Source organism: Acinetobacter sedimenti (assembly GCF_022601685.1).
Lineage (GTDB): Bacteria > Pseudomonadota > Gammaproteobacteria > Pseudomonadales > Moraxellaceae > Acinetobacter > Acinetobacter sedimenti.
Genome location: NZ_JAKUML010000013.1, coordinates 18301 through 35006, shown reverse-complemented (window position 1 = coordinate 35006; position 16706 = coordinate 18301). Strand labels below are relative to the sequence as shown.

At 42.1% G+C, this 16706-nt stretch carries 13 protein-coding genes; 3 read left to right on the top strand and 10 right to left on the bottom strand.

Annotated elements, in window-relative coordinates; translation table 11 throughout:
* Nucleotides 1–15: 15 nt before the first annotated feature.
* The 6 genes from MKI79_RS08900 to MKI79_RS08875 all read right to left on the bottom strand — a co-directional run bounded on the left by MKI79_RS08900 (nucleotide 16) and on the right by MKI79_RS08875 (nucleotide 7133).
* A complete protein-coding gene (locus MKI79_RS08900) occupies nucleotides 16–627 on the bottom strand; it encodes a glutathione binding-like protein (protein ID WP_241572297.1) in 612 nt (203 codons plus the stop codon).
* Nucleotides 628–774: 147 nt separating this feature from the next.
* Complete coding sequence (locus MKI79_RS08895; RefSeq protein WP_241572295.1) at nucleotides 775–1263, bottom strand: hypothetical protein; 489 nt, start codon at nucleotides 1261–1263, stop codon at nucleotides 775–777.
* 222 nt (nucleotides 1264–1485) lie between these two features.
* A complete protein-coding gene (gene csrA, locus MKI79_RS08890; RefSeq protein ID WP_241572293.1) occupies nucleotides 1486–1734 on the bottom strand; it encodes a carbon storage regulator CsrA in 249 nt (82 codons plus the stop codon).
* Nucleotides 1735–1950: 216 nt separating this feature from the next.
* Nucleotides 1951–3231: an aspartate kinase gene (locus MKI79_RS08885; RefSeq protein ID WP_241572290.1), complete on the bottom strand. Its 1281-nt coding sequence runs from the start codon at nucleotides 3229–3231 to the stop codon at nucleotides 1951–1953.
* Between the two features lie 142 nt (nucleotides 3232–3373).
* Nucleotides 3374–6016 (bottom strand): alanine--tRNA ligase, encoded by a 2643-nt coding sequence (gene alaS, locus MKI79_RS08880; RefSeq protein ID WP_241572287.1) that lies wholly within the window; start codon nucleotides 6014–6016, stop codon nucleotides 3374–3376.
* A 235-nt stretch (nucleotides 6017–6251) separates the two neighbouring features.
* Complete coding sequence (locus tag MKI79_RS08875; protein WP_241572285.1) at nucleotides 6252–7133, bottom strand: DUF2971 domain-containing protein; 882 nt, start codon at nucleotides 7131–7133, stop codon at nucleotides 6252–6254.
* 305 nt (nucleotides 7134–7438) lie between these two features.
* On the opposite strand from MKI79_RS08875, the gene MKI79_RS08870 reads away from it, so the two are divergent.
* Nucleotides 7439–8458 (top strand): type I glyceraldehyde-3-phosphate dehydrogenase, encoded by a 1020-nt coding sequence (locus tag MKI79_RS08870; RefSeq protein ID WP_241572281.1) that lies wholly within the window; start codon nucleotides 7439–7441, stop codon nucleotides 8456–8458.
* 231 nt (nucleotides 8459–8689) lie between these two features.
* Here the strand turns inward: MKI79_RS08870 and MKI79_RS08865 are convergent, their stop codons facing one another.
* From MKI79_RS08865 to MKI79_RS08850, 4 genes are all read right to left on the bottom strand, one after another.
* Complete coding sequence (locus MKI79_RS08865) at nucleotides 8690–9424, bottom strand: peptidase (RefSeq protein WP_241572279.1); 735 nt, start codon at nucleotides 9422–9424, stop codon at nucleotides 8690–8692.
* Between the two features lie 44 nt (nucleotides 9425–9468).
* On the bottom strand, nucleotides 9469–10248 hold the full coding sequence (locus MKI79_RS08860) for a transglutaminase family protein (protein WP_241572276.1): 780 nt from the start codon (nucleotides 10246–10248) through the stop codon (nucleotides 9469–9471).
* Entirely contained in the window at nucleotides 10245–10847 is a 603-nt protein-coding gene (locus MKI79_RS08855) for an alpha-E domain-containing protein (RefSeq protein ID WP_241572273.1), read from the bottom strand. Before MKI79_RS08855 ends, MKI79_RS08860 begins: the two co-directional genes overlap by 4 nt.
* 102 nt (nucleotides 10848–10949) lie before the next feature.
* Nucleotides 10950–12452 (bottom strand): circularly permuted type 2 ATP-grasp protein, encoded by a 1503-nt coding sequence (locus tag MKI79_RS08850; RefSeq protein WP_407651612.1) that lies wholly within the window; start codon nucleotides 12450–12452, stop codon nucleotides 10950–10952.
* Nucleotides 12453–13044: 592 nt separating this feature from the next.
* On the opposite strand from MKI79_RS08850, the gene MKI79_RS08845 reads away from it, so the two are divergent.
* Together MKI79_RS08845 and lon are read left to right on the top strand one after the other, a co-directional pair.
* Nucleotides 13045–14067 (top strand): helix-turn-helix transcriptional regulator, encoded by a 1023-nt coding sequence (locus MKI79_RS08845; RefSeq protein WP_241572270.1) that lies wholly within the window; start codon nucleotides 13045–13047, stop codon nucleotides 14065–14067.
* A 140-nt stretch (nucleotides 14068–14207) separates the two neighbouring features.
* Entirely contained in the window at nucleotides 14208–16637 is a 2430-nt protein-coding gene (gene lon, locus MKI79_RS08840) for an endopeptidase La (protein WP_241572267.1), read from the top strand.
* The last annotated feature ends 69 nt before the right edge of the window (nucleotides 16638–16706 follow it).

Sequence of the window (16706 nt, the reverse complement as noted above, 5' to 3'; positions counted from 1 at the left end):
AAACTTTTGCTAAGTTTAGCTAATCAAACCTTCATCACGCATAGCGATCTGTACCGATTGGCGTTGGAAGACTACGCTACGAAGATCGTTAATTTCCTTAAATTTTGACAAGTCATGTCCGATTGATTTCGACCAGTTGGTCAAAACGAATAGATACGCATCAGCAGGACCGAAGTTGTCATCGACTAAATAATCGGTATCAACTTCCGCAAGATAATCTTCAACAAATTGCAATAGACGATCAATCTCGGCATAGCCACGTGCTTTTTCTTCATCGTTTAACTCACGACCGAAGAATACCGCATAGGCATCATGTACTTCTGAATTGAGAAAACCTAACCACTCAAGCACCTTAGCACGACCAAGACCCGATGGTGGAATCAAATCCTGACGTGGATCATGCTGTGCAAGGAATGGTAAAACCGCTACAGTCTCAGTCAGCACTAAGCCTGGATTGATTTCCAGTGCAGGTACATAGCCTTTGGGATTAATGGCGTAATAATCCTGACCTTTTTCAGTGGTATGTGTCTTTATATCAACACGTTCTAAATCAAAATCGACGTTTATTTCATTCAAAATAATATGTGCAGCCAATGAGCAAGCGCCTGGCGTGTAATACAACTTCATTGTTTTTCCCTGTGATAACCTATGACTATTTGTAGAGGGTTCTGCCCCAACTTTCAAGTACTAAAGTTTATCATCTTGCTACAACTTATGTATGACTTAAAAAACTTCTACTATTTTTTGAACTTTTCCCAATAAATTCTCTTAAAATCACTCATTCGATGCAAGGCTAACCGTACGACCTGTTTCGCTGTCAAAAACTTCCACATTAATCCATACGCGACCACGCACATTATTTAATTCGTAAGATTCTGTGTTCTTGTTAAACATGACTTCATAATATTGATTTTGCGCCCATATTTCATTTTCATTACCCGCCCAACGATAACTATAAGATTCATTCCCAAAATTACGCGTAAAATAATCTTGTTGTTGCCCAAGCTCACGCATAAATGCTTCCGGATATAACAATGCTAATATATTGATCATTTGATAACCAGGAGTTTCACTTAGGCTTTGATCTTGTTGAATAATGAATACTTTATTTTCAGCAACGGCTTCATTGAGGACGAGAGAATTTTTACTGGCTGCTTCTGCGAGTTCATCATCAGAAACAGGCTGTACCGCTAGAGTTGATTGCGAAGTGATAATCGCCATCCCTGCAAGCATCGGCAGCAGTTGCTTAAACCATTGTTTCATGTGACATCCCCTTCAGCATTTGTTGTTTTTTCATCATCATTGATGACATTTTATGCAATAAACTTAACAAGTTTGTCATTGAGGTGCAATCGAATCTATCACCACTTGTCGAAAATACAGCGAAAAATGGATTATTTTTATATTTTGAGAATTTTTAGTGCTTTTTAATTAAGCAAAATAAAACCATTGATAACGACCAATGGTTTTATTACTACAGAGAGATTAACGATTGAACTGGGAGTAGTCGTCGTCGTTAAAATTTGGGCTAAAATCATCATCTAAATGCTGAAGATGCTCATGCATCGCACGCTCGTGTTGAATTCGTTGATAGATTTCTTCACGATGTACTGAAACTTCTTTCGGTGCATTGACACCAATACGCACTTGATTACCTTTCACACCCAGTACTGTTACACTCACTTGATCGCCGATCATGAGTGTTTCACCTACACGACGTGTCAAAATTAGCATTATTGCCTCCTTGCTAATATGCGTGAAACTGATGAATTTCAAATCTAAATACAAGGCAAAGAAAAACTTCTTTTCGCACAACCGCTTTTATTTGTTTGCATATAAATCGAAAGGACTAATATAACAGAGCCACTATAGAAGTATAGTGGCACATTGTCGGGCAAACTGAAATTTAATTCGCGTTTGCCCTGAGATTTGTCGCTAAGTGCTTATTTTTTAAGCACGTGCGCTACTTTCACCGTGTTCACGATCTAAGCCAAAAGCAGTATGCAATGCACGAACTGCAAGTTCTAGGTATTTTTCATCAATGATTACTGAGATTTTGATTTCAGAAGTTGAGATCATCAAAATATTGATGCCTTCATCTGCAAGCGCAGTAAACATTTTGCTCGCCACACCTGCGTGAGAGCGCATACCGACACCAACGATTGATACTTTCACGATATCATCACGTGTTGATACTTCACGTGCACCGATCTTCTGTGCAGTATCTTCCAAAATCTTTTTGGCTTTTGCCATTTCTGTGCGATTCACAGTAAAGGTGAAATCAGTCGTGCCGTCTTCTTCGACGTTTTGGATAATCATATCCACTTCAACGTTGGCATCACCTACAGGAGAAAGGATTTTTGACGCAATGCCCGGCTCATCAGGTACACCAAGAATAGTTAATTTTGCTTCATCACGGTTGAAAGCAATACCAGAGATAATAGGTTGTTCCATAGTGTCTTCCGATTCTGTTGTAATGAGTGTACCGACAGTTTGTTTAAAATGATCATCAAATGCGCCGTCATCGTCGTTATCAAAACTTGATAAAACACGTAGCGGCACTTGATATTTTCCTGCAAACTCGACTGAACGAATTTGTAATACTTTTGAGCCAAGTGAAGCCATTTCGAGCATTTCTTCAAAAGAAATACGATCTACTTTCTTCGCCTTCGGTGCGACACGTGGATCAGTGGTATAGACACCATCTACATCGGTATAGATTTGGCATTCGTCCGCTTTGAGTGCAGCAGCCAGTGCAACACCAGAGGTATCCGAACCACCGCGTCCTAATGTCGTGGTATTTCCTTCCGCATCAAAGCCTTGGAAGCCTGCAACAACGATCACACGACCTGCATTTAAGTGTTCAGTCATGACATCGGTATCAATCGCCTCAATACGTGCTTTGTTATACGCATGGTCAGTACGAATACCAACTTGACGACCTGTCAATGATTTGGCTTCTGTACCAATCGAGTTGAGCGCCATTGCCAACATTGCAATGGTGACTTGCTCACCCGTTGATACCATTTGATCAAGCTCACGTGGATCAGGCGTTTCAGTAATTGCCTTTGCCAAAGCCAATAAGCGGTTGGTTTCACCACTCATCGCCGATACAACGACAACCACTTGATGACCATGATCATGCCAACGCTTTACACGACGAGCCACATTCAAGATGCGCTCAGGTGTACCCATTGACGTACCACCATATTTTTGAACGATTAAAGCCATAGAATTATTCCAAATTCACCCAAAATACTTAAAACCCAAACACTTATAACCTAAATACTTACAATCTAAACTCTTCATTTTTTCATTAAAAACCAGAGCTTAGTACAACTTTTCAACAATAATAAATATCAATAGCCATCTATTATTGTGCAGATAACCAAGTATTTAGCCCAGAAACCACTACATCTAATTGATCATTCATCGGCGCACCGCCTTGAGCCAAATCAGGTTTACCACCACCTTTACCACCAAGTTCATTGGCAAGATGTTTGATAATATCCCCTGCTTTGATTGCGCCTTGATGTACTTGGGCAACTGAAGCAAGCAAACTGACTTTATCCGACTCTGTGCCAACAAGGACAATCACTGCATCATCCAATTTTGATTTGACACTATCATGTAGATGACGCAAAGATTTGGCATCGACATTGTTGACTTGTGCAATCAAGGTCTTACAACCTGCGATCTCTTGTACATTTGACAAAAGTTCGGTCGCTTGGAAGTTTGCCAATTTTTGATTGAGTTGCTCGATTTGCTTTTGCAATTGCGCCGCATGATCAGCAGTGGCACGGACTTTTTCTAGCGTTTGATCTTTTTGCGCTTTGAGCAAGCCGTTGATCTGTGCAATGGTGCTTTCAGCATGTTGTACGGTTTCAATCGCTTTACTACCTGTGACCGCTTCGATACGACGTACACCCGCTGCGATACCACCTTCCGACACGATTTTAAATAAACCAATATCACCAGTACGTTTGACGTGGATACCACCGCACAGTTCGATAGAGAAATTACGCTCATCACTTACTGTACCCATCGTAAGTACACGCACTTCATCGCCGTACTTCTCACCAAAGAGCATCATTGCGCCTTTGGACTTCGCCGTTTCGATGTCAAGCACTTCTGTCAATACAGGTGTATTGGCAATCACTTCACGATTCACCAAACGCTCGATTTCTTGAAGTTGTGCAAATGTCACAGGCTGATCATTGGCAAAGTCAAAACGCAAAATATCACTGGCAACCAATGAGCCTTTTTGCTGTACATGCGTGCCTAAGATTTGGCGTAAAGCAGCGTGTAATAAATGCGTTGCAGAGTGATTTTTTGCCGTATTCGCTCGAATATCCGCTTTGACGATCGCTTCAACTTTTTGTGATGCTTTGAACTGACCAACGGTGACAATCCCTTGATGCACGAATGCACCGCCAGACTTCTTGGTGTCTTGGACTTCAAAAATACCTGTTTCATTTTTGAATATCCCTGTATCACCGATCTGACCACCGCTTTCTGCGTAGAATGGTGTTTGATTGAGTACGATGAGGGCTTCATCGCCTTCAACTACTTCATCGACTTGCTCGCCGTCTTTATAGATAGCAACAATCTGACCTTGACCTTGAGTTGCGTCGTAGCCGTCAAACTGGGTATCGCCTTCGACTTTGACGATCGAATTGTAATCGACATTGAATTTTCCTGCATCACGAGCACGTTGGCGCTGTGCAGCCATTTCCACTTCAAAGCCTGCTTCGTCAATGGAGAGTTCACGTTCACGTGCAATATCAGCGGTCAAATCCGTTGGGAAGCCATAAGTGTCATACAGTTTAAAGACGGTTTCACCTGCAATGACTTTGCCTTGTAGATTTGCCAACTCACCTTCAAGCAATTTCAAACCTTGTTCCAAAGTCTTGGCAAATTGTTCTTCTTCTTTGATCAATGCCGCTTCGATACGTGCTTTATTGGCTTCAAGCTCAGGATAGGCTTGCCCCATCACATCGATCAGCGGTTGCAACATTTTGTAGAAGAATGTACCTGTTGCGCCGAGTTTGTTACCATGACGCACCGCACGGCGGATGATACGACGAAGTACATAACCACGCCCTTCATTCGATGGATTCACACCATCTGCGATCAAGAAACAACACGAACGAGCATGATCGGCAACAACACGAAGCGACGGCTGACCTTCATCTTGAATACCAATAATGTCCGCAGCAGACTTTAATAGATGTTGGAATAGGTCGATTTCATAGTTGGAATTGACATGTTGTAAGACCGCAGAAATTCGCTCCAAGCCCATGCCTGTGTCAACTGACGGCGCAGGCAGTGGATGCAACACGCCGTCCGCAGTACGGTTAAATTGCATAAAGACGTTATTCCAAATCTCGATAAAACGGTCGCCATCTTCTTCAGGCGTACCTGGTAAACCACCCCAAATATGGTCGCCATGGTCATAGAAAATCTCAGAACACGGACCACAAGGACCTGTATCGCCCATCGCCCAGAAGTTGTCTGATTCGTATTTTGCGCCTTTATCGCCAATACGGATAATGCGATCTGCGCTTAGTCCAACGTCTTTATTCCAAATCTCAAAAGCTTCATCATCGGTATGATAGATCGTTGCGTATAGACGATCTTTAGGTAGTGCTAAAGTTACGGTTAAAAATTCCCATGCAAAGAGAATGGCATCTTTCTTAAAATAATCGCCAAAGGAAAAGTTACCCAACATTTCAAAGAAAGTATGGTGACGAGCGGTGTAGCCGACGTTATCTAAATCGTTATGTTTACCGCCTGCACGGACACACTTTTGTGAACTGGTTGCACGCACGTAGTCACGCTTTTCGAGTCCCAAAAAGCAGTCTTTAAACTGGTTCATGCCTGCATTGGTAAACAGCAAAGTTGGGTCGTCACTTGGCACCAGTGAACTTGAGGCGACACGAGTATGCCCTTTTGATTCGAAATAACTTAAAAACGCTTCACGAATATCAGCGGCGGTCATCAAACGTGTACTCACTACAAGTCACTCCATACATTGGGCATTACAAAAAAATTAGTTCATCGACGATGCGAATTTCACGCTAAAAATGAAAATACATAGACGAATGCGTAAAAGCGCTAAATTATAACGAAGTTTTGGGTCAAGACCAATGTTTTTACATGAGTTCAACGATGTTTTGGGAATGATTGCTTAGTGGTATATTTTATGAGAAATGGAGAGAAGTCTATTGTGAAGTAAACCGGACTTTTTCTTAGCGATAAGATGCTCGTGATTTTTTAACTTTAACATTTTTCAAGCCTAGAGAATTCAGTGCCATAGATACGCCAGAAAGCAATGATTCATTTTTAGGCCCTAAGATAACTTGTTTAACAGGGTTATTGTCATAGTAAAAATCAATATCTATAAAAGCGGTTGGAACACTTCCATTCATTCGATAGTGAAGTTGATAATCTCGACAGTCAGTACCATTGGCAGTACCTCCACCAAATTTATACACTAGATTATCCATGTCCGATGAATCCAAAACCGCTATGTGCATCAATCGAACCTCTAACTCTTCTTTGAATGCTGGATTTTTAAAGCTAGATAAGGAAATTGCAAACTCTTTACAAGTTAGATAAAAATCCTCTTTATCTTCAGTTGTATTTTCTTTTTCGACTTCATAAATAGCTTTAACGAAATGTTCGACTATACTCTTTTGTTCTTTCCTATCATAACAGACAGGAATGATTCGAATAGGCATTTTTAACAGCTCATTAGCTGAAAAACCGATGCTATATCCCGCAGCATCATTGGCATAAGCACGCCATTGACTTAATACATCACCATCTTTGGAAAGACAACAAGCCAATCTCAAAAAATTATAACTGGACTCACTTATAATTTTATCAACTTCATCAATGAAACTTTCCTCAACTTCTTTTCTTTCCATTAATTCATTGACAACTTCTATCCAAATCGCATAACCCCAGTGATTTTCCATATGATCATTCATACAAAATAAATCAGAAAATCTTAATTTTTTACCATTACAAATTGATAAAAAAGTATCTGGGGAACAGTAATGATAAAAAAGCATATCATCTGGATAGGACTCTCTGTGCCCCATAAAATCTTTAAATTCAATAGTCATAATATAAGCAATTATTTTAGAGGTCAGACAAGTTCAAATCATGATCTATATTATATACTCATATTGATTTGCATTCCAAACACCAATATACGATACAACCTCTCTGCCTATAACAATTATATTCGCCCTTATCTCATTCAAATTTAAACCAACACCACCGAGTGTACTTGCTCGATCTCAACATCGAAACAAACTGCTTCATCTAAAAGACAATTCACTTCCCACATTTCTAAGTTTTGCTTTAACATAGCACTTCTCTTTTGTGTCGCCTGATTTCAGTTTCAGCTTTTTATTTGAGGTATTTCATGCAACGTATCGCCATCAATGGTTTTGGTCGTATCGGTCGAAATGTGCTACGTGCGTGGTTTGAGCATCCACAAGGCTATGATTTTCAGATCGTGGCGATCAATGATATTGCCGATGCAGAAACGCTACTACACTTACTGAAATACGACACCACACACGGACGTTTTGCAGGACAAGTAGAGCTCGTTGAAGAGAATACTCAGCGCATCCTCAAAGTATCTACTGCACAGAAGTCTTTAGAGATTCAACTATTACAATGCGCCGACCCAATCCAGTTAAATTGGCAAGATTTAGCGATTGATGTGGTACTGGAGTGTACAGGATTGTTTCGTTCACGTACTGATGCAGGAAAACACATTCAAGCAGGTGCAAAACGTGTGATTATTGGTGCTGCACCATTTGATAGCGTTGATGCTGCGGTGGTTTATGGCGTCAATCATCAAGACATCAAAGCGACAGATCAAATCATTTCCAGTGTGTCTTGTACTACGCAAGCCCTCGTGCCGTTGGTGAAGATCATGGACGATGCTTTTGGTATTGATACTGCATTGATGACCGAGATTCATGCGGTGACTGCCGATCAATCGGTACTTGATCATGCTCATCGTGATTTACGCCGTGCTAGAGCATCAGGGCAAAATATCATACCGACGACTTCCAGTGCGCTTGGTGCACTCAAGCAAGTCATGCCACATATGGAACATCGTATTGATGGCTATTCGATCCGTGTACCGACCATCAATGTCGCTGCGATTGATTTAACTTTTGTGGCGAAAAGTAAGTTAGATACTCAAGCGGTAAATCAGACTTTAATGGACGCTTCAAAAACACAATTTCATGAGATCATGCAAACCACCGACGAATATCTTGTGTCGAGTGATTTTAATCATTCGCCATATTCTTTAATTGTCGATCTAACTCAAACGATGGTGGTCGGTCGTCAGGTGAAAGTCTTTGCGTGGTATGACAATGAATGGGGTTATGCAAACCGCTTATTAGACCTTTGTGCGGTGCTTTGAAGGGAAGCTCTAAAAGCTAATGCCAGTCAGTTAAGTATTTTTAATCCTCCCCAACCCTCCTTTCAAAGGAGGGAGTATTTCGACATTCAATACAGTGTTGAATTCAATGGTGTTCCCCTCTTTTTCAAAGAGGGGTTAGGGGAGATTTATCAATCAGTAATAATGAAATTATGCTTAACTGATCAGCATTAAGCTCTAAAAGCACATTTTAAAAGTGATTAAGCCACAAAATCAGTCAAAATAATCTGTCGTCGGCGGTGCAATATTTTGCAGACCTTGCTTGAGTATATCTGACCATTCTTTGCGTATCTCTTGGAAATACGCATCATTTTCTGTGACTCGTTTTCCTTTTGGCAATTTTAAACTATTTGCAGGGTAAACCATCACGTCTAATGGCATTCCAACTGATACATTTGATCGAATCGTGGAATCAAATGAAATCAGCGAACAACGTAAGGCTTGGTCTAATGGCGTGTAGTAGCTCAGCGCACGATCCATGATTGGTTTGCCATATTTGATTTCCCCAATTTGAAAATATGGCGTATCCAATGTCGCACGGATAAAATTGCCTTGCGGATAGATATTGTAGAGCTCCATCTCCTGCCCTGCGATCTGCCCACCGAGCAGAATGCTACAGCCATACATTGCTTCTTGTTCAGGACTTTCAGATACATTTTTGAGCACACGACGTAAGCTTGCACCGATCAATTCTGCGGCTTCAAACATACTGCCAACCGTATTGAGATTTGGTTCGATTTGTGCTGCGATCTGATGTTGCAATCGTGTCACGACAGATTGCGTGGTGGCAAGATTTCCTGCGGTTTGTACCACCATAAAACGCTCACCTTCAATACCGAAACGAAATAGCTTGGTAAATGAAGAAATATGATCAACCCCCGCATTGGTGCGAGTATCACTGATAAAAACCAAGCCTTCCTTGAGAAGCAGTGCAACGCAGTAGGTCATTTCACATCTATTCCTAATTCAAAAATTTACTCAGTCAAAGCGAATCAACACGCCAAGACCTGAACAAAGGTTTCCATACTTTCTTCCGCACCCTGCTCACGTACACCTCGAATTGGTGCAACATCGGCATAATCACGCCCGACCGCAAGCTGTACATGACACTGTGGCGTGAATAGTTGATTGCTCACATCATAACAATGCCAATAGCCATCAATATACACTTCCGCCCACGCATGGCTTGCAAGATGTTGACCTTGCTCGACAAAGAGATAGCCTGAAACATAGCGTGCAGGATAGCCCAAATAACGTGCCATAGCGACAAAAACTTGCGCATGATCTTGGCAAACACCTCGCCCTTGTTCAAAGGCTTCCGATGCCGTCGTTTCTACCGAAGTCTGCCCTGCGGTGTAAGGTATTTTTTCAAGTAAGGCTTCTGCAAGATCAATCAAATGCGCATTTTTGGTATCGACGCTGTGCATATGTGCAAATTGAATCATCTCAGAGCTACACTGCGTTTGCTTGGTGGTCTGCATATAGATCAGCGGATTGATTCGATCATCTTTGGCATATTTCGCATTTGGGTCAATCTCAACCATGCCCTGCGCCATGATCATCAATTGTTGATATTCAAATCGCTGTGAACAGGTTAACCATTGGTTGCCAAAGCCATCAAGTTGTTGGATTTTTTCACCGGGTACGCTGATCCCCCAATGCAGAATTTTTTGGTGATCGGTATCTTGCGGAATCATGCGCAAATATTGCATGGCACTTTTTACAGGCGTTTCGTAGCTATATAAAGTTTGATGGTTGATTAACAGTTTCATTCACACACCTCAAACTTAGCACTAATATCATCATTAATGTTGTACAAGCTACTCATGCTTTGATCTTGTAGGAATGCCGACCACGTTCGTTCACATGAGCCCCAACCATTCTCATCGAGTATCGATAGTATAGACGCAACATTTTCCGTTTGATTTTCGCTTACTTGCTCTAGGCGACATTGCTGATCTAAAACTTCCATCTCACGACCTAAGCTATAAAACAAGAACACTTGCTCTTCTTCTGCCTCAAGCACTTCTGCACATGCGCCAACCACAGCACAAACCGATTCGGACTTGTCATCTTTGAGTTTGGTCAATTGATTCAGCTCGGAATAGGCATGTGGTGTCAACACTGCACGAAGTTGCTGGATATTGTTTTGCACATTGTAAAACTGCGTCGAAATAGAAAATGGCTGTTCAGGGTCGAGATAGATCGCATTCAAGCTATTTGCATCCCATGCAGGTAGGCAAAATGCGTTTGCAAATTTCACCGCTTCTTGATCATTTTCGAATGGGAGCATCTGACAGGCAAATTGTATCCGTGACAAATAGCGTCCCAACCAATAAATACTTTGTGCAGCTGAACTGAGTAATAACATGTTATTTCTCCTGATCTTTACGATGCTTTTATCTAAGCTTAATATCTATGTATGCTTAATACCGTAGCTTTATATCTATAAAGATGATTTAAAGTTAAAGTTTTAAATATCAATCACCCACGTATCTTTAATACCACCGCCTTGCGAAGAGTTCACAACCAATGAGCCTTCTTTTAACGCCACACGTGTCAAACCACCTGCGACGATACGCATCTCTTGCGGAGAGCTGAGTACAAATGGACGCAGATCAATATGACGATCAACAAAACCTTGCTCACCCATGATCGGTGAAACTGACAAGGATAAAGTCGGCTGTGCAATATACAGATGCGGACGGAATTTCAACTTTTGACGGAACTCTTCGATCTGCTCTGCTTCAGCTTGAGGACCAATCAACATACCGTAGCCACCTGAGCCTTGCGCTTCTTTGACCACCAATTTTTCAAGATTGGCGAGTACATAGTCCAAGTCATCCGCCTTACGACATTGATACGTCGGCACATTTTTTAAAATCGGTTGCTCGTTGAGATAGTAGCGAATCATGTCATCAACATAGGGATAGATCGACTTATCATCGGCAACACCTGTACCCGGTGCATTGGCGATCACCACAGTGCGGTTACGATAGGCAGACATCAGCCCTGCTACGCCAAGTACGCTATCTGCTCGGAATGCCAACGGATCAAGGAAATCATCATCTAAACGACGATAGATCACATCGACCTGCTTACGCCCTTTCACCGACTTTAGAAAGACTTTGCCATTTTCCACAAACAAATCTTTCGCACCAACTAACGGCACATCCATCTCACGTGCTAAGAACGCATGTTCATAGAAAGCACTGTTAAAATGTCCTGGAGTCAGCACCACGATCAACGGATGATCCACATCGGTACTTTCAAGCAAAGTCTGCTTGAGTAGTTGCGGATAATGCTCAATGCCTTGCAAACGGTATTGACTACAAATCTCAGACATTAGCTTTTCACTGATTTTGCGACTTTCGAGCATGTAAGATACACCTGATGGTGTCCGTAAATTGTCCTCTAGGACAAAGAAGTCACCGACATCATCACGGATAATATCCACACCACTAATATGCGAATAAATCTGTCCTTTCACTTCAAAATTCAGCATCCACGGCTGATACGCCTCATGTTGTAGCACTTGCTCAGCAGGAATAATGCCTTCTTTTAAAATCTCTTGACCGTGGTATATATCGTGCAGAAACGCATTCAAAGCTTTGACACGTTGCTTACAACCATCGGACACGATATCCCACTGCTTCTTGGCAATGATTCGTGGTACAAGGTCTAGCGGAATCGTCCGCTCTGTACCTTGCGAATCGTTATATACGGTAAAAGTAATACCTTGATAGACAAAATGTTCTTTCGCTTGATGATTCAGCGATTCAATTTCTGCCAAAGATTTATTGGCGAGCCATTGTTGGATTTGCGCAAATTCTTCACGAATTGAGCCATCGCTATGGCGCATTTCATTGAAAAATTGACAGCGATTCTCACCGATAGAATTGGTCTGATTCGGATCTGCTTGCTGTACAGTGTTGGGCGATGCTGTGGTCACGGATTTTTCCATCGTATCGAGCATATTCACCCCCTTCTTGGTTCATGGCTTTACTAATTGCCTGTTATATTCAATTAAGCAAATTGAATGCCATATTCATCACGCAAGTATTAAAAGTTATTAAACCAACCTCTGCCCGACATAATATGCGTAAGAATTATCTGATTCGTGGAAGCGTCTGTCGCACTGTTCGAGGGCAAAGCAACATTAGCAAAAATGAAGTTTTTTTAGGTATTGGATAATTTTTTGTATATGACCGAGTTTGCGATGAGCCGTATACGGCGCAAGATGCTTAGCCCTTGCGTGGCTATGCCACTCATCCCGAAAGCCTTGCGAGATAATATCTCTCAGGTCGAACCGAAGGTTAATCCTGACATATGCTCATACACTACAAGACCTTGCCTAAAATGTTTTGCTCTTTAACGCTATTCACAACATAATTCTCCGAACTCAGTTTAAATTAACATATTCATTGCTTTAATTTTAAAATTGAAAATCAATGACCAAGATTTTTTACATGAAGTTTCAATGAGATAAATTGTTACATTGACCTTAGAGAAGCTTTTATGCACAATCTCAATCATCTGCATAAATTGATATAATACAGACACAGCGCATGACGACCCCATCGAAAAATAGCAAAGTTGAACACCTCAAAAAAGAAACAGGGAACAGCCTACATCGCCAATGGCAGATTTTATCTCGCCTACCCAATGGCAAATGGATCGGTACACGTGAGCTTCAAGAGCAGCTACAACGTGAAGGCATCGACATTAGCCTGCGCACCATTCAACGTGATCTCAATCAAATCGCAGAACGCTTCCCAATTGAAAATAATGGTGCGACTCCACAAGGTTGGCGTTGGAAATCCGACGCACCAATTCAGAGCATTCCACATATGAATAGCTCGCAAGCTGTGACCTTTATGATGGTTGAGGAACACCTCAAACACTTATTACCACCAAGTCTATTGGCTGAAATAAATCCGTGGTTTGATTTGGCTCGAAAAAGCCTGTCTTCGCATCAAAACAATGTACGTCAATGGATCAATCGTGTACGGATCATTCCTGCGACACAGCCACTCATTCCGCCTTTGGTTGATCGCAAATCACAAACAGCCGTCTATGAAGCCTTACTACAAGATCGTCAACTGGAATGTATCTATGTGAAGCGAAATGCGCAAAAAGAAGAAAAGACTTATATATTGAATCCGCTTGCTCTAGTTCAACGTGGTGCGATTATTTATCTCGTGTGTACTCGTCAGGATAAGTCTGATGTACAAACTTTTGCCCTGCATCGTTTTAAATCAGCGACAGTTTTAGATAGCCGAGCGTTGCACCCTGTTGGATTTGATATTGATCAATTTATTGATATAGGTACGCTTGGCTTCCGTGTCAATCTTGAGCTTCCAACCGAAGAAGTCCAACTCAAACTGCACATGCATCAATACGATGCCATGACCTTTATGGAATCAAAATTATCCAAAGATCAACAAATCACCGTCCTTGAAAATGACATGAAGTGCATTAGTGCCACCGTACCATTTAACCTACAACTGGTATGGTGGCTACGTGGTTTCGGGCAAAAAATCACACACATAGAACCGCAAGAGGTTGCTGATTTGGTTTGGGAAAAATAACGTTTGCACATTTAAATTGCTTAAATTACAAGCAAAGCAAACATTTCATTTAAAATTTCGAACTATGCCCCTTGTATTTTTTTAAAAATGCTTCACTAATGAATTATGACAAAATAATTTGTCACTCATTAGGAGTGCATATGACTGATATCGTTAAAGACCAAGTGATCGTTCAGGAACAAGACATTCCTGCAACTTTACCCTTACTCGCATTGCGTGATGTCGTGGTATACCCACACATGCAAATTGCGCTATTTGTTGGTCGTGAAAAATCAATTAATGCGGTTGAAATCGCTCGCAATAATGACAATTTGGTGTTTGTAGTTGCTCAAAAAGACTCACTCACCGAAGACATTGACCATAACAACCTGTATCAATACGGTACGGTGGCGCGTATCGTGCAAGTGGTCAATCATGAAAATGATGACAATTGCATCAAAGTGTTGATTGAAGGCTTACATCGTTCAAAATTAGAAACCATCATCGAAGGTGATGAGTATCTACAAGCTGAACATACGATTAGCCCGATGCACAATCCGCTCAATGAAGAAACGCAAACAACACGTCTGCAAGAGCTGAATGCACTATTTGCACAATACGCAGAAGCAAAATTGCGTAATGCCCGTGAGCTGATCACTGCGGCTGAAAAGATCACTGATCTTGCACAGTTGATGTTCTTCGTGGCAACTCGTGTCCCGCTGAGCATTGAAGTCAAACAAAAATTCTTGGAAATTGATGACTTTGAAGCGCATCTACAAGAGTTGATGACCTATTTGCTTCAACAGTCGGAAGAGCAAGAGATCGAACAAGGTCTACACGACAGCGTCAAACGTCAGATGGAAAAAAATCAACGTGAATACTTCCTCAATGAAAAGATGAAGGTCATTCAACGTGAGCTATCTGATATGAACGGTGGCGGTGAAGATGATGTTGCCGAGATCGAAAAACGCCTTGCCGAAGCTGATTTGCCTGAGCATGTGCGTAAAAAAGCTGAAAGTGAATTCCGTAAGCTCAAAGGCATGCAACCTGCATCCTCTGAATCCGCGGTGGTGCGTAACTATCTGGAAGTGATCCTAGATACACCGTGGAACAGAGCCAGTAAAGTCAGCATCAACTTGAATAAAGCACAGCAAATTCTCGATGAAGATCATTATGGCTTGGACGATGTCAAAGACCGTATTGTGGAATATCTTGCAGTACAGTCACGGGTGAAAAAATTACGTGGACCAATCCTCTGCTTAGTCGGTCCTCCAGGTGTCGGTAAAACTTCACTGGGTGAATCGATCGCCAAAGCGACTGGACGTGAGTTCATCCGTATGGCGCTCGGTGGTGTACGTGATGAAGCGGAAATTCGTGGTCACCGTCGTACCTATATCGGTGCGATGCCTGGTAAAATCGTGCAGTCTTTAAATAAAGTCGGCGTGAAGAATCCATTATTCTTACTCGATGAAATCGACAAGATGGCACAGGACTACCGTGGCGACCCTGCGTCTGCATTGCTTGAGGTGCTCGACCCATCACAGAACAACAAGTTTAATGACCATTATCTCGATTTGGACTTAGATTTGTCAGAAGTGATGTTCATCTGTACAGCCAATAGCATGAATATTCCTGAGGCACTGCTCGACCGTATGGAAGTGATCCGCTTGCCGGGTTATACCGAGGAAGAGAAAGTCAATATCGCAGATCGTTATCTTGTACCAAAAGCGATCAAAGACAATGGCTTACGTGCAAAAGAACTGTCTGTGCATGAAGCAGCAATTCGTGACATCGTACGCCACTATACCCGTGAAGCAGGTGTGCGTAGTCTTGAGCGTGAAGTATTGAAGATCGCCCGTAAAGTCGTGAAGCAAGCGGTGGCGAACAAAACCAAAAACTTGCAGATCGACGTGACCCAAGAGAACTTGCCTGAGTACTTAGGCGTACACAAGTTCGATTACGGTATCGCAGAAACAGAAGCGCAGATCGGTCGTGTCAATGGTTTGGCGTGGACTTCGGTTGGTGGTGAGCTATTGACCATCGAAGTGGCTGCGGTGAAAGGTAAAGGTAAATTCATCACCACAGGTTCACTCGGTGATGTGATGAAAGAGTCGATTACAGCTGCCATGACCGTAGTGCGTACACGTGCTGATGAGCTCGGTATCGAGTCTTCTCGCTTTGAGGAAACCGATGTGCATGTGCATTTGCCTGAGGGTGCGACACCGAAAGATGGGCCGTCGGCGGGTCTTGCACTGACCACAGCATTGGTATCTGCATTTACTGGGATTCCAATCCGTGCTGACATTGCAATGACAGGTGAAACTTCACTTCGTGGTCATGCCCTACGCATCGGTGGTCTGAAAGAGAAACTCCTTGCGGCACATCGTGGTGGCATCAAGCAGGTGTTTATCCCTGAAGATAATGTCCGTGACTTAAAAGAAGTCCCAGACAATGTCAAAGCAGGTTTAGACATCAAAGCAGTGAAAAGCATTGATGACATCTTGCCACTGGCATTGACTGAGAAGCCGAAGCCACTACCGAAAACACCAATTGTTAAAGCGGTGGATGAAGGTAAAGCCGCACGTCATTAAGCTGCTGATGTCAAAACAGATAAACCCTACGCTACGGCGTGGGGTTTACTTTTATGACGTTTAAATTCA